At 74.6% G+C, this 19,644-nt stretch carries 17 protein-coding genes and 1 pseudogene; 12 read left to right on the forward strand and 6 right to left on the reverse strand.

Annotated features, from left to right (window positions below):
- Positions 1-24: 24 nt before the first annotated feature.
- On the reverse strand, positions 25-435 hold the full coding sequence (locus IE248_RS29220) for a rodlin (RefSeq protein ID WP_037794628.1): 411 nt from the start codon (positions 433-435) through the stop codon (positions 25-27).
- Positions 436-726: 291 nt separating this feature from the next.
- Here IE248_RS29220 and IE248_RS29225 point away from each other — a divergent pair, with 291 nt between their 5' ends.
- Both IE248_RS29225 and IE248_RS29230 read left to right on the forward strand, forming a co-directional pair.
- On the forward strand, positions 727-1,329 hold the full coding sequence (locus IE248_RS29225; protein WP_190032165.1) for a hypothetical protein: 603 nt from the start codon (positions 727-729) through the stop codon (positions 1,327-1,329).
- A gap of 135 nt (positions 1,330-1,464) precedes the next feature.
- Positions 1,465-1,704, forward strand: coding sequence for a chaplin (locus IE248_RS29230; protein WP_008743016.1), 240 nt, complete (start codon positions 1,465-1,467; stop codon positions 1,702-1,704).
- An 82-nt stretch (positions 1,705-1,786) separates the two neighbouring features.
- Here the strand turns inward: IE248_RS29230 and IE248_RS29235 are convergent, their stop codons facing one another.
- The 4 genes from IE248_RS29235 to IE248_RS29250 form a co-directional block, all read right to left on the reverse strand.
- Positions 1,787-2,134, reverse strand: coding sequence for a hypothetical protein (locus IE248_RS29235; RefSeq protein ID WP_008743017.1), 348 nt, complete (start codon positions 2,132-2,134; stop codon positions 1,787-1,789).
- Between the two features lie 174 nt (positions 2,135-2,308).
- The gene (locus IE248_RS29240) at positions 2,309-3,520 is read right to left on the reverse strand and encodes a chaplin (protein WP_190032166.1); all 1,212 of its coding nucleotides are present in this window, start codon (positions 3,518-3,520) and stop codon (positions 2,309-2,311) included.
- Positions 3,521-3,641: 121 nt separating this feature from the next.
- Positions 3,642-3,875, reverse strand: coding sequence for a chaplin (locus tag IE248_RS29245; protein ID WP_079196187.1), 234 nt, complete (start codon positions 3,873-3,875; stop codon positions 3,642-3,644).
- A gap of 253 nt (positions 3,876-4,128) precedes the next feature.
- Positions 4,129-4,539, reverse strand: a complete 411-nt coding sequence (locus IE248_RS29250; protein ID WP_008743019.1) for a rodlin — start codon at positions 4,537-4,539, stop codon at positions 4,129-4,131.
- A gap of 280 nt (positions 4,540-4,819) precedes the next feature.
- Here IE248_RS29250 and IE248_RS29255 point away from each other — a divergent pair, with 280 nt between their 5' ends.
- From IE248_RS29255 to IE248_RS29295, 9 genes and pseudogenes are all read left to right on the forward strand, one after another.
- Positions 4,820-6,010, forward strand: a complete 1,191-nt coding sequence (locus tag IE248_RS29255) for a DUF3344 domain-containing protein (protein ID WP_190032167.1) — start codon at positions 4,820-4,822, stop codon at positions 6,008-6,010.
- Positions 6,011-6,029: 19 nt separating this feature from the next.
- Positions 6,030-7,214 carry a glycosyltransferase gene (locus IE248_RS29260; protein WP_073774526.1) on the forward strand — a complete coding sequence of 395 codons (1,185 nt, stop codon included), beginning with the start codon at positions 6,030-6,032 and terminating at the stop codon, positions 7,212-7,214.
- Positions 7,211-8,728, forward strand: coding sequence for a sugar transferase (locus IE248_RS29265; protein ID WP_373301655.1), 1,518 nt, complete (start codon positions 7,211-7,213; stop codon positions 8,726-8,728). The genes IE248_RS29260 and IE248_RS29265 overlap by 4 nt, the downstream gene beginning before the upstream one ends.
- Before the next feature lie 2 nt (positions 8,729-8,730).
- Entirely contained in the window at positions 8,731-10,134 is a 1,404-nt protein-coding gene (locus tag IE248_RS29270) for an O-antigen ligase family protein (RefSeq protein WP_190032169.1), read from the forward strand.
- Positions 10,131-12,026: a murein biosynthesis integral membrane protein MurJ gene (gene murJ, locus IE248_RS29275; RefSeq protein WP_229895602.1), complete on the forward strand. Its 1,896-nt coding sequence runs from the start codon at positions 10,131-10,133 to the stop codon at positions 12,024-12,026. Before IE248_RS29270 ends, murJ begins: the two co-directional genes overlap by 4 nt.
- Positions 12,016-12,795 (forward strand): polysaccharide deacetylase family protein, encoded by a 780-nt coding sequence (locus IE248_RS29280; protein WP_073797588.1) that lies wholly within the window; start codon positions 12,016-12,018, stop codon positions 12,793-12,795. The genes murJ and IE248_RS29280 overlap by 11 nt, the downstream gene beginning before the upstream one ends.
- 14 nt (positions 12,796-12,809) lie before the next feature.
- Positions 12,810-13,946: pseudogene (locus IE248_RS29285) on the forward strand (glycosyltransferase); the annotation flags it as partial.
- 418 nt (positions 13,947-14,364) lie between these two features.
- Entirely contained in the window at positions 14,365-15,054 is a 690-nt protein-coding gene (locus IE248_RS29290) for a YveK family protein (RefSeq protein WP_073797589.1), read from the forward strand.
- Positions 15,051-16,193, forward strand: a complete 1,143-nt coding sequence (locus tag IE248_RS29295; RefSeq protein ID WP_073797590.1) for a GNAT family N-acetyltransferase — start codon at positions 15,051-15,053, stop codon at positions 16,191-16,193. The genes IE248_RS29290 and IE248_RS29295 overlap by 4 nt, the downstream gene beginning before the upstream one ends.
- A gap of 11 nt (positions 16,194-16,204) precedes the next feature.
- Here the strand turns inward: IE248_RS29295 and IE248_RS38440 are convergent, their stop codons facing one another.
- Positions 16,205-17,836, reverse strand: a complete 1,632-nt coding sequence (locus IE248_RS38440; RefSeq protein WP_308438189.1) for a glycoside hydrolase family 26 protein — start codon at positions 17,834-17,836, stop codon at positions 16,205-16,207.
- Between the two features lie 318 nt (positions 17,837-18,154).
- On the opposite strand from IE248_RS38440, the gene IE248_RS29305 reads away from it, so the two are divergent.
- The gene (locus tag IE248_RS29305; protein ID WP_190032171.1) at positions 18,155-19,588 is read left to right on the forward strand and encodes a carboxylate--amine ligase; all 1,434 of its coding nucleotides are present in this window, start codon (positions 18,155-18,157) and stop codon (positions 19,586-19,588) included.
- Positions 19,589-19,644: the final 56 nt, after the last annotated feature.

A 19,644-nucleotide genomic window follows, 5' to 3' on the forward strand; every position in this document is an offset into this window, starting at 1 on the left:
CCCGTGCCGCAGGGGGAGCGGGGGTCAGCTGCCCACGGAGGCGTTGCCCGACAGGACCGGGATGTTGTCCAGGATGTGCGAGAGCGGCTCGTCGCCCTTGGCCTGGGTGGAGTTCTCGGTGCACTGCTGGTTCTGCGGGTTCGACAGGACGTTGATGTCCTGGACGCCGATGTTGAGGGCCGACAGGACCGACTGGACGTTGAGCTTCGCCGGCAGGCCGATGCAGGGCTTGTTCAGGGTGCCCTGGACGAGGCCGAGCTGCGGGCTCATGTCGCCGTTGGTCCGCTGGTTGCCGTAGATCTGCTGGGAACCGTTGCCGTTGACGGTGTTGACCCCGTGGTCGTTGCCGATGGCCATGGCCGGGGCCGCAACGGCAGCGCCCGCGCCGACCGCAACGGCGGTAACCGCGGCAGCGGTCATGATCTTCTTGAACATCATTGGTCCTTTTGTCGCACGAGTGCCCGCTAGTGGAGCGCCCTGATCAACTGGCCCTTCACGGGGTTGGTTCCGCTGCTTCACTCAAACGGCCCGTTCGCGGCGCGCTTTTCCCCGGGGCGGGTGAGGCCGTCCCGGACGCCTGCGCGAAGCCCGCACGCAGCCCTCAGTGAGCGGCGGCCCCGCGCGCTCCGGTTGCGCTCCGTGGAACGTGTTCGCACGGTGAGCAAGGAGGCGGAATCTATCCGTCCGCTTCCTTGCGCGTCCCGGCGACCACCAGAAGGAAGTTCCATGCAGCGCACGAAGTCGTTCCGTACCCGCGTCCTCGTCCCCTCGGCCCTCGCCGTCGCCGTACTGTCCGGCGCGGCGGCTCCCGCGAGCGCGGTGGACGGCGAGGGTGCCGCCGCGGCCGCAGACCGCGTGGCCTCGGCCCAGCAGCAGGTCAACGAGCGGGCGGCGGCCGCCGGTCCGATCGACGACCTCCTCGCGGGGGTCTCCAGGACCCTGGCGGACCTCCTCAAGTCCCTGCAGAGCCTGCTGCCCGGCATGACGCTCCCGGAGATCAAGCTCCCGACCCTGCCGAACCTGCCGACGATCCCGGACGTCCCGCCCGTCAACCTCCCCACGGTCCCGGACCTCCCTGACGTTCCGGACCTCCCCGGGGTCCCGGACGTGCCCGGTGTCCCGGATCTCCCCGGTGTCCCGGACGTCCCGATCCCGGACCTGCCCCTCCCGGACGTCTCCGTCCCCGATGTCCAGACGCCCAAGCTCCCGGTCGACCTCCCGGTCGATCTCCCGGTGGCCGATCCGGCGCTCGCGCCGGTGGGCACGGCGCCCGGCACTCCCTCAATTCCGGGCATCCCCGACGTACCGGCCGTTCCTGACCGGCCGTAACCGCGCACATGGTTACGACTATTGAGCTGATCAGGTCTGATCGCGCCTGAGGCCGTGTCGGTCTGACAAGGTGGACCGTTTCTCTCGGTGTGAGCCCCGGACGGGGCAGAACATCGAACAGAAGGTGCACTTCCCATGAACTCTGCCAAGAAGGCCGCTCTGGTCCTGGCCACCGCTGGTCTCGCCGCGGGCGCTGCCGCCGGCTCTGCCATCGCCGACGCCGGCGCCGAGGGCGCGGCCGTGGGTTCCCCCGGTGTCCTGTCGGGCAACCTGGTCCAGGTCCCGGTTCACGTCCCGGTCAACGTCTGTGGCAACACCGTGAACGTCATCGCGCTGCTGAACCCCACGTTCGGCAACGTCTGCGTCAACAACTGACGCCGTTCCTACGCGACTGTGGGCGCCCCGGCCTCGCCGGTGGCGCCCACAGTCATGTGTACGGGAGGGTGCGGCGGATCGTTCAGTGCGCGCCGCCGTTGAGCTTCACTCCGCCGAGCAGCGGGGACGCCTGGGTGGCGCCGTTGGCGAGGCCGAGCACCTCGCCCGGCACGTCGTTGCGGACCTTGTTGACCTGCTGCACGGTGCCCACGACCTTGCCGACGCTGTCGCCCTGTTCGGCGACGGCGTTGCCCACGGTCTGCGGGAGCGCCTCGGAGACCGGGTTGACGGCGTTCAGCACCTCCGTCGCCCCGCTCGTCATGCTCATGGGGGGCATCTGGGCCGGGGCGGTGGCCGCGAAGGCGGGGGCGGCGGCGCCGAGGGCGGCGACGGAGCCGGCGACGACAGCGGCGACCTTCGTGAGCTTCATTATCGAAATCCTCTTCTTTCGTGGACAGAGGCATCAGCGGCGACCGTCGCGCCGCTTTCGACCTGGGTAACGATTCCCCGCCGCTGCGGAAACGCGCGAGCGAACACGACGACGGCCGGAGAATCCGACAAAGGATTCTCCGGCCGATATTTTTTCTGATTACCGGTATTGCCGTCAGGCGCTGTGGGAGCGCCGGTACAAAATGGCGCCGCCCAGGATCAGGGCCGAGGCGAGGGCCGCCGCCGCGCCGGGCCGGCCCGCGCCGGTCGCGGCGAGCTCCTGCGCGACCGCGGGGGCCGGGGCGGGAGCGAGGACGGGGGCGGGAACGGGCGCGGGCGCGGGCGCGGGGAAGGCCGGGGCCTGCGGCGGGGCGACGGGAGCGGTGGCCGGAGCCGGGGCCGCCGGGGGCAGGTGGACCGGCGTGTCACCGGCGGGGGCGGCCGGCGGCTGGTCCGCGGGCGGCCGGACGGCCTCCGGAGCCGGGGCCGGCGCGGGGTGCCCGACGGGCTGGCTGCCGTGCGGCGGACGCGGTGCGGGCGGCTCCTGCGCCACGGGCGGCGCCGGCGCGGGGAGCGTCACGGGCGGCGCCTCCCCGGCGGGGGCCGGGGCGGGCAGCGGTGCGGGCGCCTCCTCGGCCGGGGTGGGGAAGGGCTCCGGCGCCGGCAGCGGCGCCGGGGCCTGCGCGACCGGTGCGGGCGCGGGCGTCTCGGGACCCGGTGCGGGCTTCGGGTGCGGCCGCGGGGCGGGGCGCTCGGGGGCGGGCCGGGGCGCGGCCCGCGGCGGCGCGGGGGGCGCCGGGTGCGGGTGCCCGGCCTCGTGGCGCGGGTGGTCGTCGCACTCCTGCGCCGAGTCGCCGTGGCCGCTCCCGGTGTGCCGCTCCTCGTGGTGCGGGGCCGCGTGCCGGGGCGCTTCGTGGTGCGGGGCTTCGTGGCGCGGGGCTGCGTGCCGGGGCGCCGGGTGGTGCTGTTCCCCGTACCCGCGCTCCTCGCGGGGGCCGCCGTCCTCCTGCGCGCGGCGGTCCGGCAGCGCGTGCCGTCCCCGGCGCTCCTCGTCGAGGTAGCGCTCGAAGGCCTCGGCCCGCTCGGGGCTGAGGTAGTGCTCGTAGGCGTCGCGGCTGACGTGCGAGCCGGTGGTGGTGGCGCAGGTGTTCCCCATCGCGGGGTTCAGTGCGGCGCCGCCGTCCACGCTGTTGCCGCAGACGTTCGGTGCGAAGGTGATGGGTACCGAGACGCTGTTGCCGGACAGCACGCCCGGCGAATGCGCGGCCTCGGCCGTCGCCCCGGGGTGCGCGTACGCCGCGCCGGTCGCGATCGACAGCAGGCTGGAGGCGGCCGCCGCCGTGAGCATCCCCTTGCCCAGTACCTGTCGGCTCAGTACCTGTCGCATGGGTCCTTCCCTGTCTACCGGCACTCCCGCCGGTGGTGAATCGAAGGTGGCCCCGGAGTGCACCGCCGTGCACTCCGAGGCCACCCCGAGGAGGTTCGCCCTTGCGGGCTCAGGCGCTGCGTCAGGCGTTGACGCAGGTGTTGCCGAACGCCGGGTTCAGAGCCGCGATGACGTTCACGGTGTTGCCGCAGACGTTGACCGGGACGTGGACCGGGACCTGGACCAGGTTGCCGGACAGGACACCGGGGGAGCCCACGGCCGCGCCCTCGGCGCCGGCGTCGGCCAGGGCGGGGGAGGCGGCACCGGCTGCCATCAGAACGCCGGCGGCCAGCACCACTGCCTTCTTGTACGTCATTTGTTTTCGATCCTTCCCGCAGAGGCGTATCCACTGCAGAATTGACAACGAGTGGTTCGGGAAAAAGAAACCGCATATTTCCGGCGGCTGCTCCGCAATTCACCCCGATGCTCCGGGTGTCCGAAATTCGGGGGCGAATGTGCGTAGCTCATTCAAAGGCCGCGCGCGGGGGCAGGGTCGGGGGCCCGGCCCCCGCACGCGGCGAGGCCGCCGCGACCGAAAGGGTGCGGCGGCCTCGGGCGGGCACCTGCGATCAGCTGCCGGCGGAGACGTTGCCGGAGAGGATCGGGATGTTGTCCAGGATGTGAGAGAGGGCCTCGTCGCCCTTGGCCTGGGTGGAGTTCTCGGTGCACTGCTGGTTCTGCGGGCTGGACAGGACGGGGATGTCCTGGACGCCGACGTTGACCAGGGCCAGCAGCGACTGGACGTTGGCCTTGGCGGGCAGGGCGATGCAGGGCTTGTTGAAGGAGCCCTGGATGAGCGCCATCTGCGGGCTCATGTTGCCGTAGGTGGCCTGGTTGCCGTAGATCTGCGAAGCGCCGTTGCCGTTCACGGTGTTGATGCCGTTGTCGTTGCCGATGGCCATCGCCTGCGGGGCCATGGCGGCACCGATTCCCACGACCGAGGCGGCAACCGCGGCCGAGGCCATCATCTTCTTGATCATTGTCGTCCCTTTTTTGCAGGATTGCCCGGTGGTGGAGAGCACCCGGATCAACGCCGCGGCCCCGGTCCGGGTTGCGTGTTTTCACTCGGATGCCGACGTTTCGGACGGCTCGGTTGACGAACGGGCTCACGGCCGCGCCCTGAGGTGGTGGGTGCCGGACCCCGGATCCACCAGGCCATCGCCGATTTCCTTTCGGTTCGGACAATGACCCCCCGCATAACGACCCGCCCACTGTGAGGGTGCGTGTCATCGCCCAAAAGGCCGTACGGGCGAGTCCGACGTGATTTCCTGCCCTGGTTCTGCCAAAGTTCACTCCTGTTTTCTCCCCTTGATCGGAAATGGAGACAGGGTCATGGCTTCCTCCGGCAGAATCCTCGCCGCGCTCGGTCTGCTGTCCTGCCTCGCCCTTTCCGTGAACGTCCCGGCCGCGGCGGCGGCGCCCGTGCCGGTGCCGGTGCCGGTGCCCGCGCCCAAGGAAGCCGTCCGCATTCCTTTCACCCAGCGTTACCAGGCCGTGCAGCACGGCGGGCTGGTGCGGGCCTCCAACTCGTCCATCAGCTGCCGCCGGGAGGTGGCCCCGCGGGCCGAGCCGTGCGCCGACGTCAAGAAGGGGGCGGCGGGGGTCAACAGCGACTTCGAGATGTTCTACAGCGAGGTCGACGACAACCCCGACACCTACAACTCCACCCGGGCCGAGCTCAAGGTCCCGCAGGGCGCGAAGGTCTCGTACGCCCGGCTGTACTGGGGCGGCAACCTGCGGGTGGGCGAGCAGAAGCCGCCGCGGGACAACGGCCGGGTGCTGGTCGCCGAGCCGGGCGGTGCGTACAAGGAAGTGCTGGCCGACACGGTCGTCGGGCACAAGAGCGACGCGGGCAGCGACGCCTACCAGGCCTCGGCCGACGTGACGCCGCTGGTCCGCACGGGCGGCGCCGGGATGTGGACGGTGGCCCAGCTGAACATCGCCATGGGCCACTCCGAGGCGGGTGCCTGGGGCGGCTGGACGCTGGTCGTCGCGTACGAGCACCCGCGGGAGCCGCTGCGCCGGGTCTCGCTGTGGGACGGCTTCGAGGGGCTGGCCGCCGGGGCCGGTCAGGCGGTCGAGACGGTCGAGGTCGCCGGCCTCCGGACGCGCCCCGGATCGAGGGGCAAGGCCGGGGTGGTCGGGTACGACGGGGACCGGGGCACCCTCGGGGACTCACTCTCGGTGACCATCGACGGTAGTCGCCGGGTGAGCCTGAGCGACGGAAAGAATCCTTTCAATGACGTCATGAATTCCACCATCACGGAATTCGGACATAACGCCTTCGTGCGACAGCCTGATCATATGAATAATCTTGGATATGACGCGGACGTGTTCGATCTGACTCCCGCTCTGTCCGACGGTGCCCGCAGCCTGAGTTTCAGGTTCACGGGCGAAAGCCAGGGTCATTTTCTCGGTGTGCTCTTCGTTCAGACAGACGCGCGCCGCTGAACGTAGGAGACCACTCCACGTGCCGACTAACCGTTCGAACGCTCCACTCACCGTCCTCCACCTCGTCCAGCCGGTGGAGGGTGGCGTCGCCCGTGTCGTCGTCGACCTTGTCCGCGCCCAGGCCGCCGCCGGACTGCGGGCCGTCGTCGGCTGCCCGCCCGGCGGACGGCTCGCCGACGCCGCCCGGGAGGCCGGGGCCGAGGTGCTCACCTGGCGGGCCGGACGCGCCCCCGGGCCCGGACTGGCCACCGAGGTGCCCGGCGCCCGCCGGCTGGTCCGCCGCGTGCGGCCCGACGTCCTGCACGCCCACAGCGCCAAGGCGGGCCTCGCCGGCCGGCTCGCCGTCCGCGGCCGCGTCCCCACCGTCTTCCAGCCGCACGCCTGGTCCTTCGACGCCGTCGGCGGCGCCACCGCGGCCCTCGCGCTGCGCTGGGAGCGGTACGCCGTCCGCTGGGCCGACCGGGTGCTGTGCGTCAGCGAGGCCGAACGCCGCGCCGGCGCGAGCGAGGGGATCCACGCCCGCTGGGCGGTGATCCGCAACGGCGTTGACCTCGGCCACTTCCGCCCCGGCGCCCCCGACCGCGACCACGACCGGGCACTGGCCCGCGCCGAACTCCCGCTGCCCGCCGCCTTCCGGGGCGACGGGCCGCTCGCCGTCTGCGTCGGCCGGCTCTGCCACCAGAAGGGCCAGGACGTCCTGCTCCAGGCCTGGCCGGAGCTGCTGGCCGCGGTCCCGGGCGCCCGCCTCGCCCTCGTCGGCGACGGCCCCGACACCGAGCGGCTGCGCCGCACCGCACCGCCCGGCGTGCTCTTCGCGGGAGCCGCCGCCGACATCCGACCGTGGCTTCGGGCCGCCGATCTCGTTGTACTGCCGTCGCGGTGGGAGGGCATGGCGCTCGCCCCGCTCGAAGCCATGGCCTGCGGTCGCCCGGTCCTGGTCTCCGACGTCAGCGGCGCCCGGGAGAGCCTGCCGCCCGGCCAGGCACGGCTGTGTCTGGTGCCACCACAGGACCCGACGGCGCTGGCCAAGGGCCTGACCCGGCTGCTCACCGAGCCGGGCCTGCTCGCCGAACTCGGCGAGCAGGCAAGGCAGCACGCCCGGACCGACTTCGACGTGCGGCGGACCACGGACGCGGTCACCGGCCTGTACCACGAACTGCTGGGCAGGCCCCGGCCCTTGAACCAGGAGCGCATCAGCCGATGACGATGGACAGCGCACCCGCCCGGCACACGGGCCAGGGCGGTACGGGGCCGGCCGGCGGCAGCGCCGGCATCAGCACCGCCCTCCGCCGCTCCGTGACCGCGATCCACCCCCCGCGCCGGCCCCGGGCCGACCCGGCCCGGCCCGCCCTGCGGTCGCAGCCGATCCGCCGCCGCGGCGGCCCCGCCCCGCTGCTGGCCGCCGACGCGCTGGCCGTCGTCCTCACCACGGCGGCCCTGCCCGGGCTCGGCCTGTCGGCCGAGGCGGCCGCGCCCGTCGCCGTACTGCTCACCGCCCTGCACGCGCGGGCCGGGCTGTACCGGCCGCGGCTCGCGCCCTCCGCGCTCCTGGAACTGCCCGCGCTGGCCGGGCGGTCCGCCGTGCTGTGGTGCGGGGCCGCAGCCGTCGTGGCCGCCGTCCGGCCCGGCCGGCCGCTCGGCTGGAGCGTCCTGCTCACCGCGGTCTGCCTCCAGCTCGTCCTCGCCTGCGCGGGACGCGGGTTCGTCAACGCCGCCCGCCGCCGCGCCGCCCTGCGGGGGCCCTCCTCCGTGCTCGTCGTCGGCCCCGGGGAGGGCGCGAGCGCCGTCGCCGCCGCCCTGCACGGGCGCCCCGAGTACGGGCTGCGGCCCGTCGGGATCGCCGACACCGGCCCCGCGGCCGACGGCGGGAACAGCCAGCTGCCGGTCCTCGTCACCCACGAGGACATCCGCCGCGCGGTCATCCAGAACGCGGTCCGGGAGGCGGTGTTCACCCGCCCGCCCGAGGCCGACGAGCGCACCGCCGCGCTGGTCCGGCTCTTCCACGACCACGGCTGCCGGCTCTGGCTCGCCGACCCGGCCGGCACCGCCAAGGTGACCGGCATGCGGGTGGCCCAGCCCGCCGACCAGCTGTGGGGGTACGCCGTACAGCCGCTGCTGCCGCGCTCCTCCCGGCCCGTCGAACGCTGGGCCAAGCGGGCCATCGACGGGGCGCTCGCCGCCCTCGCGCTGATCGCCGCGGCCCCCGTGATGGGCCTGTGCGCGCTGGCCGTACGGCTCTCCGACGGCCCCGGGGTGATCTTCCGGCAGGAGCGGGTCGGCCTGTACGGGCGGCCCTTCACCCTGCTGAAGTTCCGCACCCTGCGCGCCGACGCGCACGAGTCCGCCACCCGCTGGACGGTCGCCGGGGACCACCGGATGAGCCCGGTCGGCTCCTTCCTGCGCAAGTCCTCGCTGGACGAGCTGCCGCAGCTGTGGAACGTCGTGTGCGGGGACATGAGCCTGGTCGGGCCCCGCCCCGAACGGCCCTTCTTCGTCGCCAAGTTCGCCGCGGTCCACCCCGGCTACGAGGCCCGGCACCGGATGCCCGTCGGCATCACCGGGCTCGCCCAGATCAACGGGCTGCGCGGGGACACCTCGATCGAGGACCGGGCCCGCTTCGACAACCACTACATCGACACCTGGTCGCTCTGGCAGGACCTGTGGATCCTGGCCCGCACCGCGGCCTCGTTCTTCCGCTTCCGGCTCGGGGGGAGCTGACCATGAGCCTCGCACTGTCCGGGAACCCGGGGCGGCCCGCGCTCGCCGGGGCGCTGCGCCGGCACTGGCCGCTGCTGCCGCTGGCCGCCGCCGTGCTGCTCCTCCTCGCCCCGCTGCCGGCCGGTGACGCCACCGCCTCGGGGAAGGTCGGCCCGGCCGACGCCGCCTCGCTGCTGCTGGTGTTCGTCTGCGCCGTCCAGGCGCTGCGGGGCCGGGTGCGGACGCTGAGTCCGCCGGCCGCGCTGGTGCTGGGGCTGCCCGCCGTGGGGCTGGCGGTGGCGACGGCGGGCGCGGGGGATCCGTACGCGGCGCTGCCCGGGTTCGTGCGCTACCTCCAGGTGTTCGTGCTGGTCCCGGCGGCGGTGGTGCTGCTGGTCCGGGACGCGCGGGAGTTCCGTATCACCGCCGGGTGCCTCGTGGTCCTCGCGCTGTTCCAGGGCGCGGTGGGGGTGGTGCAGTACGCGACGCACACCGGCGCCTCGTACCAGGGCGAGGACGTCCGGGCCGTGGGGACCTTCGGGCCCGGTGACGTGATGGGCATGGCCACGGTCGTGGCGTACGGGCTGGTCGTGGCGACCGCGGTGGCGCTGGCGCCGGGCCTGCCGGCCCGGGTCCGGCGGATCGCCGGGGGCTGTGCGCTGGTGCTGGTGGTGCCGCTGGTGCTGTCGTTTAGCCGCGGCGCGTGGATCGCCACCCTCGGAGCGGCGGTGCTGGTGATGGCGCTGGCCGGGATCCGGCGGGCCCTGAAGGTGCTGGTGGCGCTGACCGCGGCGGGCGTGGTGCTGGTGGGCGGCTTCGGGATCGGCTCCGACATGGTGGCGGAGCGGCTGACCTCGATCACGCAGGTCTCCAGCGCCCCCGACCAGTCGGTGACCGACCGCTACACGATGTGGGCCGCCGCCGAGTCGATGTGGCGCGAGCGGCCGGCCGCCGGGGTGGGCCTCAAGGGCTTCCCCGCGCACCGCGACGGGCACTCCTCGCTGGCACTGTCCTCCGGCAGCGACACCGCCGGCGCGGGCCAGGCGTACCTGCGCCAGCCGCTGCTCTCCCCGCACAACATGTACCTGCTGGTCCTCAGCGAGCAGGGCCTGATCGGGCTGGCCGCGCTCGCGGGCGGCTGGGCGGCGCTGCTGGTGGCGGGGGTGCGGCGGTACGCGTCCGGCGGCTCCGCGCGCCGGATCCGGGACTGCGGGCTGATCGCGATCGGCCTGCTCGTGTGGCAGCTGACCGACTTCCTCTACGCGGACATCGGCGGCCCCTCCACCGTCCTGACCGGAGTGGTCATCGGTCTCGCCGCGTGGTGGGCGCTGCCCTCGCCGGACGACACGGGCCCCGCAGGTCCGGTCGCCGGCCCGGTCGCGGGCCCGGCCGCGCGGCGCGCCGCCGCGGGTGCGGACGGCCTGTGACGGATACGACGCCTTGGCGGCGGCCCGTGGGCGCGGCGACCGAAGTCGCCGCGGCCGCGGGCCGTTCGCCGCGCCCGCCGGAGCCCGGCCCCGCCCGGCCCCCGGCCCCTGCGGGCACCGCCGCCGCCCCGGTCCCGCCGGGCACCGCGACCGCCACTGCCACCGCCACGGCGCGGCCGGCCGCGCCGCCGGTCCGGCGCGGCGGCGGCTCCGGCCCCGGGAGCGGGGGAGGAAGCGGGACACCGGGCGGGAACGCGCCCGCGCCGCTCGGGCGGTTCCTCGCCAAGGCCGCCGCGGTCACCGCCGGACTCACCGCCGCCGGGGCGCTGTTCGGTCTGGTCCGGGACCAGACCATCGCCCACCTCTTCGGCGCCGGGCACGACAGCGACTCGTTCCTGATCGCCTGGACCGTGCCCGAGATGGCCTCGACGCTGCTGATCGAGGACGCCATGGCGCTGCTGATGGTGCCCGCCTTCAGCCACGCCCTGGCCCGGCGGGCCGCCGGCCGCGCCGGGCTCACCCGCAAAGAGGCCCGCACGCAGGACCCCGTACGCCTGCTCGTCGGCGCGACGCTGCCCCGGCTCGTGGTGCTCCTGGCGGCGGTGGCCTGCGTACTGGTCGTGGCCGCGCCGCTCGTCGTCGGGGTGCTCGCGCCCGGGCTGCCGGACCCGCGGCTGGCGGTCGAGTGCACCCGGATGACCGCGCTGACCGTACTGTCCTTCGGCATCGCCGGATACTTCAGCGCCGCGCTGCGGGCCCACCGGTCCTTCCTGCCGCCCGCCGCGATCTACGTCTCCTACAACATCGGCATCATCGCCGTCATGGTCGCCCTGCACACCGTGTGGGGGGTCCGGGCCGCCGCCGCCGGGGTCGCCGTCGGCGGGCTGCTGATGGTCCTCGTCCAACTGCCCGCGTTCATCCGCAACGTGGGCTTCGGACTGCGGCGGTCCAGAAACCGGGACACCGGCCCCGTGGACGCGCCGCGCGGCCGGCTCGACCGCGACCGGCCCACCCTGATCGCCTTCGGGCTGATCGCGCCCGTCATCTTCTTCGCCGTCTTCCGCCAGTCACAGGTCCTCGTCGAACGGTTCCTCGCCGCCTCGCTGCCGTCCGGGGCGATCTCGCACCTCAACTACGCGCAGAAGGTCGCGCAGATGCCGATGGTGCTGTCCCTGATGATCTGCACCGTCACCTTCCCGGTGGTGGCGCAGGCCATGGCCGGCGGAGAACGCGAGAAGGCCCGGCGGCGCGTCGAGCAGGACCTCGCCCTCGCCTCCCTCGCCGTGCTCATGGGCACCGCGCTCGTCGTCGGCTACGCCCCCCAGATCATCCAGGTGCTCTTCGAGCGGGGCGCGTTCACCCACCAGGACACCCTCGCCACCGCCTCCGTCATGCGGGTCTACAGCCTCGGGCTCCTCGGCCACTGCCTCGTCGGGGCGCTGTCCCGGCCCTTCTTCTCGACCGCCCGGCCCACCTGGTTCCCGGCGCTCGCGATGGGCGCCGGACTCCTCGTCAACGTCCTCGCCGGAGCCTTCGCCGTCCGCTGGTGGGGCACCTACGGCATCGCCGCCGCCAACGCCGCCGGCATCTCCGCCACCGCCGTCCTGCTGCTCACCGGACTCGGCTCCCGGATCGTCTCCATCGAGGTGCGCCGGGTCGCCCTCAGCATCGGCCGGCTCGCGGTCTCCGCCCTCGCCGCCTGCGTCACCGGCTGGATCGCCGGGCCGATGATCCCCGATCCGCTGCTCAGCGCCGGGCTCGGCTGCCTGCTGGTCCCGGCCATGTTCGGCGCCACCGGGACGGCCATACGGGCCATCGAGGTCATCGCCCTGCCCCGCCAGATCGCCCAGCTCACCTCCCAGCTCACCCAGAGGTTCCGCAATGTCCGCTGACACCGACACGGCGCCCGCCGCCGTGGGGGCACCCACCCGCAGGGCCGCGTCCCCGTGGGTCCTGATGTACCACTCGGTCGCCGAGTTCACCGATCCCGCCGAGGACCCGTACGGCATCACCGTCACCCCGGGCGTGCTGGAGGCGCAGCTGCTGTGGCTGCGCTCCCGGGGCCTGCGCGGGGTCTCCGTCGCCGAGCTGCTGCGGGCCCGCGCGGCCGGGCGCGGGGCCGGGCTCGTCGGGCTCACCTTCGACGACGGCTACACCGACTACCTGACCCGGGCGCTTCCGCTGCTGCGCCGCCACGGCTGCACCTCCACCCTGTTCGTCCTGCCCGGGCGGCTCGGCGTGGACAACGTGTGGGACCCGCTGGGGCCGCGCAAGTCCCTGCTCACCGCCGAGGGCATCCGCGAAGTCGCCGCCGCCGGACAGGAGATCGGCTCGCACGGGCTGCTCCACCAGGACCTCACCGCCACCCCCGACGACGTCCTCCAGCAGGAGCTGCGCGGCAGCCGGGAGCTGCTGCGCGAGCTGACCGGGACCCTCCCGGAGGGGTTCTGCTACCCGTACGGCCACCTCGACGCCCGGGTCGTCGCCGCGACGCGCGCCGCCGGGTACGGGTACGCCTGCGCGATCGACCCCGGGCGGCTCGCGGGCCCGCACGCCCTGCCGCGCACGCACGTCAGCCAGGCCGACGGGGGCGCCCGGCTGCGGATCAAGCGGGTGCGGCACCAGGTGCGGGAGCTGCGGCGCGGGGTGGGCGCCGCGTGAGTTCCCTGGAGAAGGTGCGGGTGCTGCACGTCATCACCGGGCTGGGCGTCGGCGGCGCCGAGCAGCAACTGCGGCTGCTGCTGCGGCACCTGCCGATGCGGTGCGACGTCCTGACGCTGACGAACCCCGGGCCGGTGGCCGAGGGGCTGCGGGCCGACGGGGTGCGCGTGGTGCACCTGGGGATGCGGGGGAACCGCGACCTGGGGGCGCTGCCGAAGCTGGTGAGGTTCATCCGGCGCGGCCGGTACGACCTCGTCCACACGCACCTGTACCGGGCCTGCCTGTACGGGCGCCTCGCGGCGCGGCTGGCGGGCGTGCGGGCGACGGTGGCCACCGAACACTCCCTGGGCGAGGCCGAGATCGAAGGGCGGCGCCTGTCCGCCGGGGTCCGGGCCCTGTACCTGGCGAGCGAGCGGATGGGCGCGGCGACGGTCGCGGTGTCGGACACGGTGGCGGCCCGCCTGGAGGGCTGGGGGGTTCCGGCGGCGCGGGTGCACGTCGTGCCGAACGGGATCGAGGCCGTCCGGTTCCGCTTCGACGAGGGGGTGCGGCGGGCCACCCGGGCCCGCACCGGGCTGCCGGAACGGGCCTTCGTGGTCGGCGGGGTGGGCCGGCTGGTACCGGGCAAGCGGTTCGACGTCCTCGTACGGGCGGTCGCGGCGCTGCCGGGCGCGCACCTGCTGATCGCGGGGGACGGGCCCGAGCGGGCCGCGCTGCGGCGGCTGGCCGCCGAGCTCGGGGCGCAGGGCCGGATCCACCTGCTGGGGGAGCGGGATCCGCTGGGCGACAGCGCGGACGGCCGCACGCCCGGGATCCCGGCGCTGCTCGCCGCGATGGACGTGTTCGTCTCCCCGTCGCGGGAGGAGGCGTTCGGCCTGGCCGTGGTGGAAGCCCTGGCCGCCGGACTGCCCGTCCTGCACGTCACCTGCCCCGCGATCGACGACCTGCCCGCGGACCAGGCGCCGGGCGCCCGCCGGATCGGCACGGGCACCGAGGAACTGACCGCCGCCCTGCGCGGCCACATGGAAGCGGGCGCCCGCCGGCTCCCCCCGCCCCCGGTCGTCCGCCACTACGACATCGCCCGCAGCGCCGAACGCCTCCTGTCCATCTACACCCTGGCCCTCACCCCACCCACCCCCACCGAGACCGCACCCGCACCCGCCGAGACCGCACCCGCACCCGCCGATGCCGCACCCGCACCCGCCGAGGCCGTACCTGCCGCGCCCGCCGGGGCTGCGCCTGGCGTGCCTGCGCCTGCCGAGGCGGCGCCTGCCGGGGCCGCACCTGACAAGGCCGCGCCTGCCGGGGCCGCGCCCGGGGTGCCTGCGCCTGCCGGAGCAGAGCCCGGCACGGCCGCGGCTGAAGAGGCCGCGGTTGCCGGGGGTGTCGTCGTGCCCGGTCCGGCGGGGCGCTCCGGGGCTGACGGGGCGGACGCCGACGGGCGGCCCGGCGGCGAACACCTGCCGGCCGCGCCCCGGACGACCGGCTGATCCGTCCCGCAGGGCACCGCACCCCGCGGGGCCCGAAGAACTCCCCCTCCCCACCCCACCCCAGGAAGCGAGCACGCTCATGGCCGACACCGCCGACCAGAAGAAGACCGACCACCGCCGCCGGGCCAGGTTCCTGCGGAACCCCGCCTGGTGGCCGCTGCCCGCCGCCGCCCTGCTCGGGCTCGCCGCGGGCGGGGCGTACGGGGTGCTCAAGGCACCCGAGTACGCCGCCACCAGCTACGTCGTCGCCGTCCCGGACGACACCACCGAGCCCGCCACCGCCCTCGGCTTCTCCCAGGCCTACGCCCGCATCGCGACCAGCAGCTCCACCCTCGCGTACGCCCAGCCCCGCGCGGGCATCAGCGCCCGCAGGCTCCGGACCCAGGTCCGCGCCGAGACCTCCCCCGAGTCCCCGATGATCGCCATCACGGGGACCTCCAAGAGCCCGGCCCAGGCCGCCGACATCGCCAACGCGGTCGCCGACGCGCTCTCGCTCAGCAGCAACCAGGCCGCCAAGAGCACCGGCGTACAGCTGCTGCTCTTCAGCCAGGCCGTCGCCCCCACCGAGCCGGCCTCGCCGTCCGCCCCCGTCAGCGGCGCCGTCGGGCTGTGCGCCGGTGGGCTGCTCGGCGGGCTGTGGCTGCTGGCACGGCCCCGCCGCCGCCCGGAAGCCGCCGCCGCACCGGCCGCCGCCCCCGCCGAGGAGTACGCCTCGCTGCCCGCGCAGGGTGAGCACTCCGAGACCAAGGAGAAGGAGTCCGCGCGATGACGACGGGCTCCGCCGGGGCCCTGTCGGTGACGCTGTGCCGCGACCCCCGGCAGTTCGCCGCGCTGGAAGAGCCGTGGAACCGGCTCGTCCGCGGCTGCCCCACCGCAACCCCCTTCCAGAGCCACGCCTGGCTGCACTCCTGGTGGCTGTCCTACGGCCGCGACGGCCGGCTCCGGATCCTGCTCGTGCGGCGCGGCGAGGAACTGGTCGGCGCCGCCGCGCTGATGCTCGTACACCGGCCGCTGCCGCGCCTGGTGCCGATCGGCGGCCCCATCACCGACTACTTCGACGTCCTGGTGGCCGCCGGGCACGCGGACCAGGTCGTCCCCGCGCTCGCCCGCGGCCTGCACCGGGCCGCGCGGAGCGCCCTCGTCGACCTGCGCGAGGTACGCCCCGGCGCGGCCGCCGAGGCCCTGTTCGAGGCCTGGCCCGGGGTGCGGACCAAGCTGGCCGACTCCACCTGCATGGAGCTGCCCACGCTGCCGTTCGACGAGCTGGTCAAACGGATGCCCGGCTCCGGCGCCCAGCGCGTCCGGGCCAAGCTGCGCAAGAACGACGCCGCCGGGATCGAGGAGCGCGAGGCCACCGAGCAGGAGGTGCCGCGCGCGGTACGGACCCTGCTGCGGCTCCACGAGCAGCAGTGGCGCGGCCGCGGGGTGACCCCCGAGCACCTCAGGCCGCGCTTCGCCGAGCACCTGACCCGGGCCACCCGGCGGATGGTGCGGGCGGGCGAGGCCCGGCTGACCGAGTTCCTGCTCGACGGGAAGGTGGTGGCGGCCAACGTCACCCTGCTGTCGGCCGCGCTGAGCGGCGGCTACCTGTACGGGGCCCACCCGGACCTGCGGAACCGGAAGGTGGACGTGGCCACGCTGCTGCTGCGCCACGAGGCCGGCAAGGCCCTCGCGGAGCACCGCCCGGTGGTGAGCTTCCTGCGCGGCGACGAGCCGTACAAGAACCACTGGCGGCCCGAGACGGTCGTCAACCAGCGGTTCCTGCTGGCCACGAGCGCGCTCGCGCCCCTGCTGCGGCTGCACGAGTCGCAGGTGACGGGGCGCGAGCGGGCGGTGGACGCACTGCGCGAAACGCTGCCGGCGGCCCGGGACTGGCGGGCCAGGCTGAACGAACTGCGCGTGCGATGACGCGGCTCGTATCAGAAGGGCCAGAAGCCGGAGTCCTTGCCCCAGTCGAACTTCACGCAGAGCGACTGCGAGCCGATCAGCTTGGAGAGCCACTCGCCGAAGTTGAGCGGCATGCACCACTGCTTGCTGTTGACCGGCGGGGGCAGGGGTGTGGTCGGCGCGGGATCCGGCTTCGGTGCGACCGGACTCGGCTTCGGAATCGGCTTCGTACTCGGGCTGGCACTCGGAGCCGGGCTCTGGGGCGAGGGCACGGGGACGGGGACGGCGGGCGAGGGCACGGGGACGGGCGTCTCGACCGGGGCGGGGCTGACCGGCGCCGGAACCTCGGGGCTCGGGACGGCCGGGCTCGGGACGGCCGGACCGGGCTCGACGGGGGCGGGGCTGACCGGTGCCGGGGCTTCGGGGCTCGGGACGGCCGGGCTCGGCGCGGCCGGGCTCGGGCTGACCGGGGCCGGGACCGCCGGGCTCGGGACCATCGGCGACGGGGCCGGGACCTCGGGCTTCGGGATCTGCGGCGTGGGGACCTGCGGCGTCGGCACCACGGGCGTCGGGACGACTGGCGTGGGGACCTGCGGCGTCGGCACCACGGGCGTCGGGACGACCGGTGTGGGCACGACCGGCGTGGGGACGACCGGCGTCGGGATCACCGGCGTGGGGATCACCGGCGTCGGGGTCACCGGGCCGGGCCGGTCCGGGGCCAGGGCGTCGCGGAACACCTTCGAGGACTGCGGGTTCGTCTTGCACTGCCACACGCCGTGCGGGCAGTAGTCGGTGATGGTGTGGTAGATCGGCCTGTGCTGCTCGATCCACTTCAGCATGCGCCGTACGTACTCCGGATTGTCCCCTCGCCTGAACAGCCCCCACTCCGGGTACGAGATGCCTTTGCCGTGCGCCTTCGCGAAATCGACGTGCTGCTGGAGCCCGTACGGCTGGGACACCTGGTCGTCGAAGCTCCGGCCCGGATCCTGGTCGTACGAGTCCATGCCGACGATGTCGACGACGTCGTCACCCGGATAGCACTCGGTCCAGCCGATCGCGTCCTTCCCCCGGTTGGGGGCGAAGTCGAACCTGAACTCCTGCCCGGGCACGGAGCGCATCGCCTTCACGACGCGCCTCCAGTACGCCTTCCAGTTCTCCGGGTCCGGCGCGCAGCGGTGGGTGTAGGTGGTGCCGTTCATCTCCCAGCCCAGCACGATCACCGTGTCCGGGACGCCGAGCTCGACGAGCCGCTCGGCGAGCTTCCTGAAGTGGTGGTCGTACGCGCCCTCCGCGCCCGCCCTGATCAGCCGGGCCACCTGGCGGTCGGGCACCCGTTCCTCGTTGCGTTCCTGCAGGGGCACGTTCAGGACGAACATCCGGTCGTCCTTGGCCTGGCGCCACTCGGCCCAGTCCTCCAGGAAGCCGACGTTGCCCTCGATGCCGGCCCAGCGGTCTCCGGGCAGATAGGTGTGCCCGACGCGGATCTCCTTGCCGCCCAGCCAGCGCGACAGGGAAGGGATCCGGGCGATCCCGGACGGCCCGTAGTCGAGGTAGGCGCCCATGGCGATGTCGGAGCCCTGGCCCCCCTTGTGCGCCTCCGGCGCGGCGAGGGCGGCGCCGGTGGCGAGCAGTCCGGCCGTGACCGTACCGATGCAGGTGCTCACGAGTCGGCGACCTGGTCTGGGCATGGCGTCTCCCGAGATTTCCCGAATCGGTGTGCTTCTCGAAGACGTTAGGCATCACATCTGACGAACGGCCTGTTCGGTGACCGCTGCATAGGCCATTCGCAGTTGCGCACCCTTCCCGCTTGGTCCGACTAGGTGAAAGACACCGCTCCCATGCACGCCTTCGGCAACCTCGTGCCCGCTGTTCTGCTCAGACTCGACCGCAATCCGTTCCACCACGGAACCCTTGGCGCCGTCAGATCCCTTGGCCGCAAGGGCGTGGAGGTCCATGCCGTCGTCGAGGCCGGGGGAGGACCCATGGCGCGCTCCCGGTATCTGCGCGCCGTGCACCGGGGTCCTGACGGGGGGTCGGGCGGGCTGGATCCCGATGCGCCCGAGGCGTTGCTCGAATGTCTGGCAGGTGTCTCGGAGCGGATCGGCCGGCCGGCGGTCCTCGTCGCGATGGACGACCTGAGCGCGATCGCGGTCGCCAGGATCGCGCCGAGGCTGGGCGAGCGGTTCCGGATTCCCCATCAGCCGGACGGCCTGCCCGCGCGGGTGGCCGACAAGGCGGAGCTGTCGCGGCTGTGCGCGCGGTGGGACATCCCGCACCCGGAGACGGTGATCCCGGCGAGCGGCGCGGAGGCGGCGGAGGCCGCGTGGGGGCTGGGGCTGCCGACGGTCGCCAAGTGGAGCCGGCCCTGGCTGCTGCCGGCGGGCTCGGGCCTGCGCAGCACCACCCTCGTCCACAGTGCGGCCGAGGCGCGGCGGTTGTACGAGCGCTCGGAGGAGGCGGGGTGCAGGCTGCTGCTCCAGCGTTTCCTGCCCGCGGGGCCGGACACGGACTGGTTCTTCCACGGTGCGTTCACGCGCGGCGGGCACCCGCTGCTGGCCGGGTCGGGGCGCAAGGAGCTGTCCTGGCCGGTGCGGACGGGCCTGACGGCGGTGGGCCGCTGGCTGCCGGACCCGGCGGTGGAGGAGGCGGGGCTGCGGATCGCCGAACGGCTCGGCTACCAGGGGATCCTGGACCTGGACTTCCGCCGGGACGAGCGGGGGTGCTTCCGGCTGGTGGACTTCAACCCGCGCCCGGGGGCGCAGTTCCGGCTGTTCACGGACGCGGCGGGGCTGGACGTCGTACAGGCGATGTACCTGGATCTGACGGGGCAGCGGGTGCCGGAGCCGGTGCCCTGGCCGGGGCGGGTGTTCGTCGCGGAGAACTACGCGCTGCTGGCGGCGGTGCGGGGGCGTCAACTGCCGTTCCGGCGGGAGCCGTCGGCGCGCCTCGCCGCGTCGCGCCGAGCCCCGGCGGCCCGCGCCGACGCGGGGCCGGGGCCGGGCCCGGGGCCGGGGGCCGCGCCGGGAGTTCCGGCGGGGCGGCGTCCGGGCCCGGACGAGTCGACGGCGGCTGCGGCTCCGGTTCCGGTTCCGGCGCCTCTGGCCATGGCTCCGGTCGGGGCCGACGGCCCGGCCGGGCCGGTGCGGGTGGTGCCGCAGCGGGAGCGGGGGCGGGTCGAGGCCGCGTGGTTCGCCACCGACGACCCGAGGCCGTTCCTGGCGATGCTGGCCGCGTTCCTGGGGCGCGGCGCGGACAAGGGCGCGCGGGTGCTGCGGCGGGTTCCGGCGCACGGCCGGCGCACGGCGCGCGCCGTGGTGCGCGCCCCGCGCCAGCGCGCCAGCGACCTGACCCCGCCGGCCCCGCCGCCGCCGCCCCCGGCCGCGGCGGCCGAACCGGACGAGCTGCTCACCCGGTGACCGGCAGCGACCCGGCGGAGCCGGTCCCCGCCGCGCAGGCCCGTGCGCTTGGGGGT

Origin of the sequence: Streptomyces goshikiensis, assembly GCF_014650555.1 — a bacterium.
Lineage (GTDB): Bacteria > Actinomycetota > Actinomycetes > Streptomycetales > Streptomycetaceae > Streptomyces > Streptomyces goshikiensis.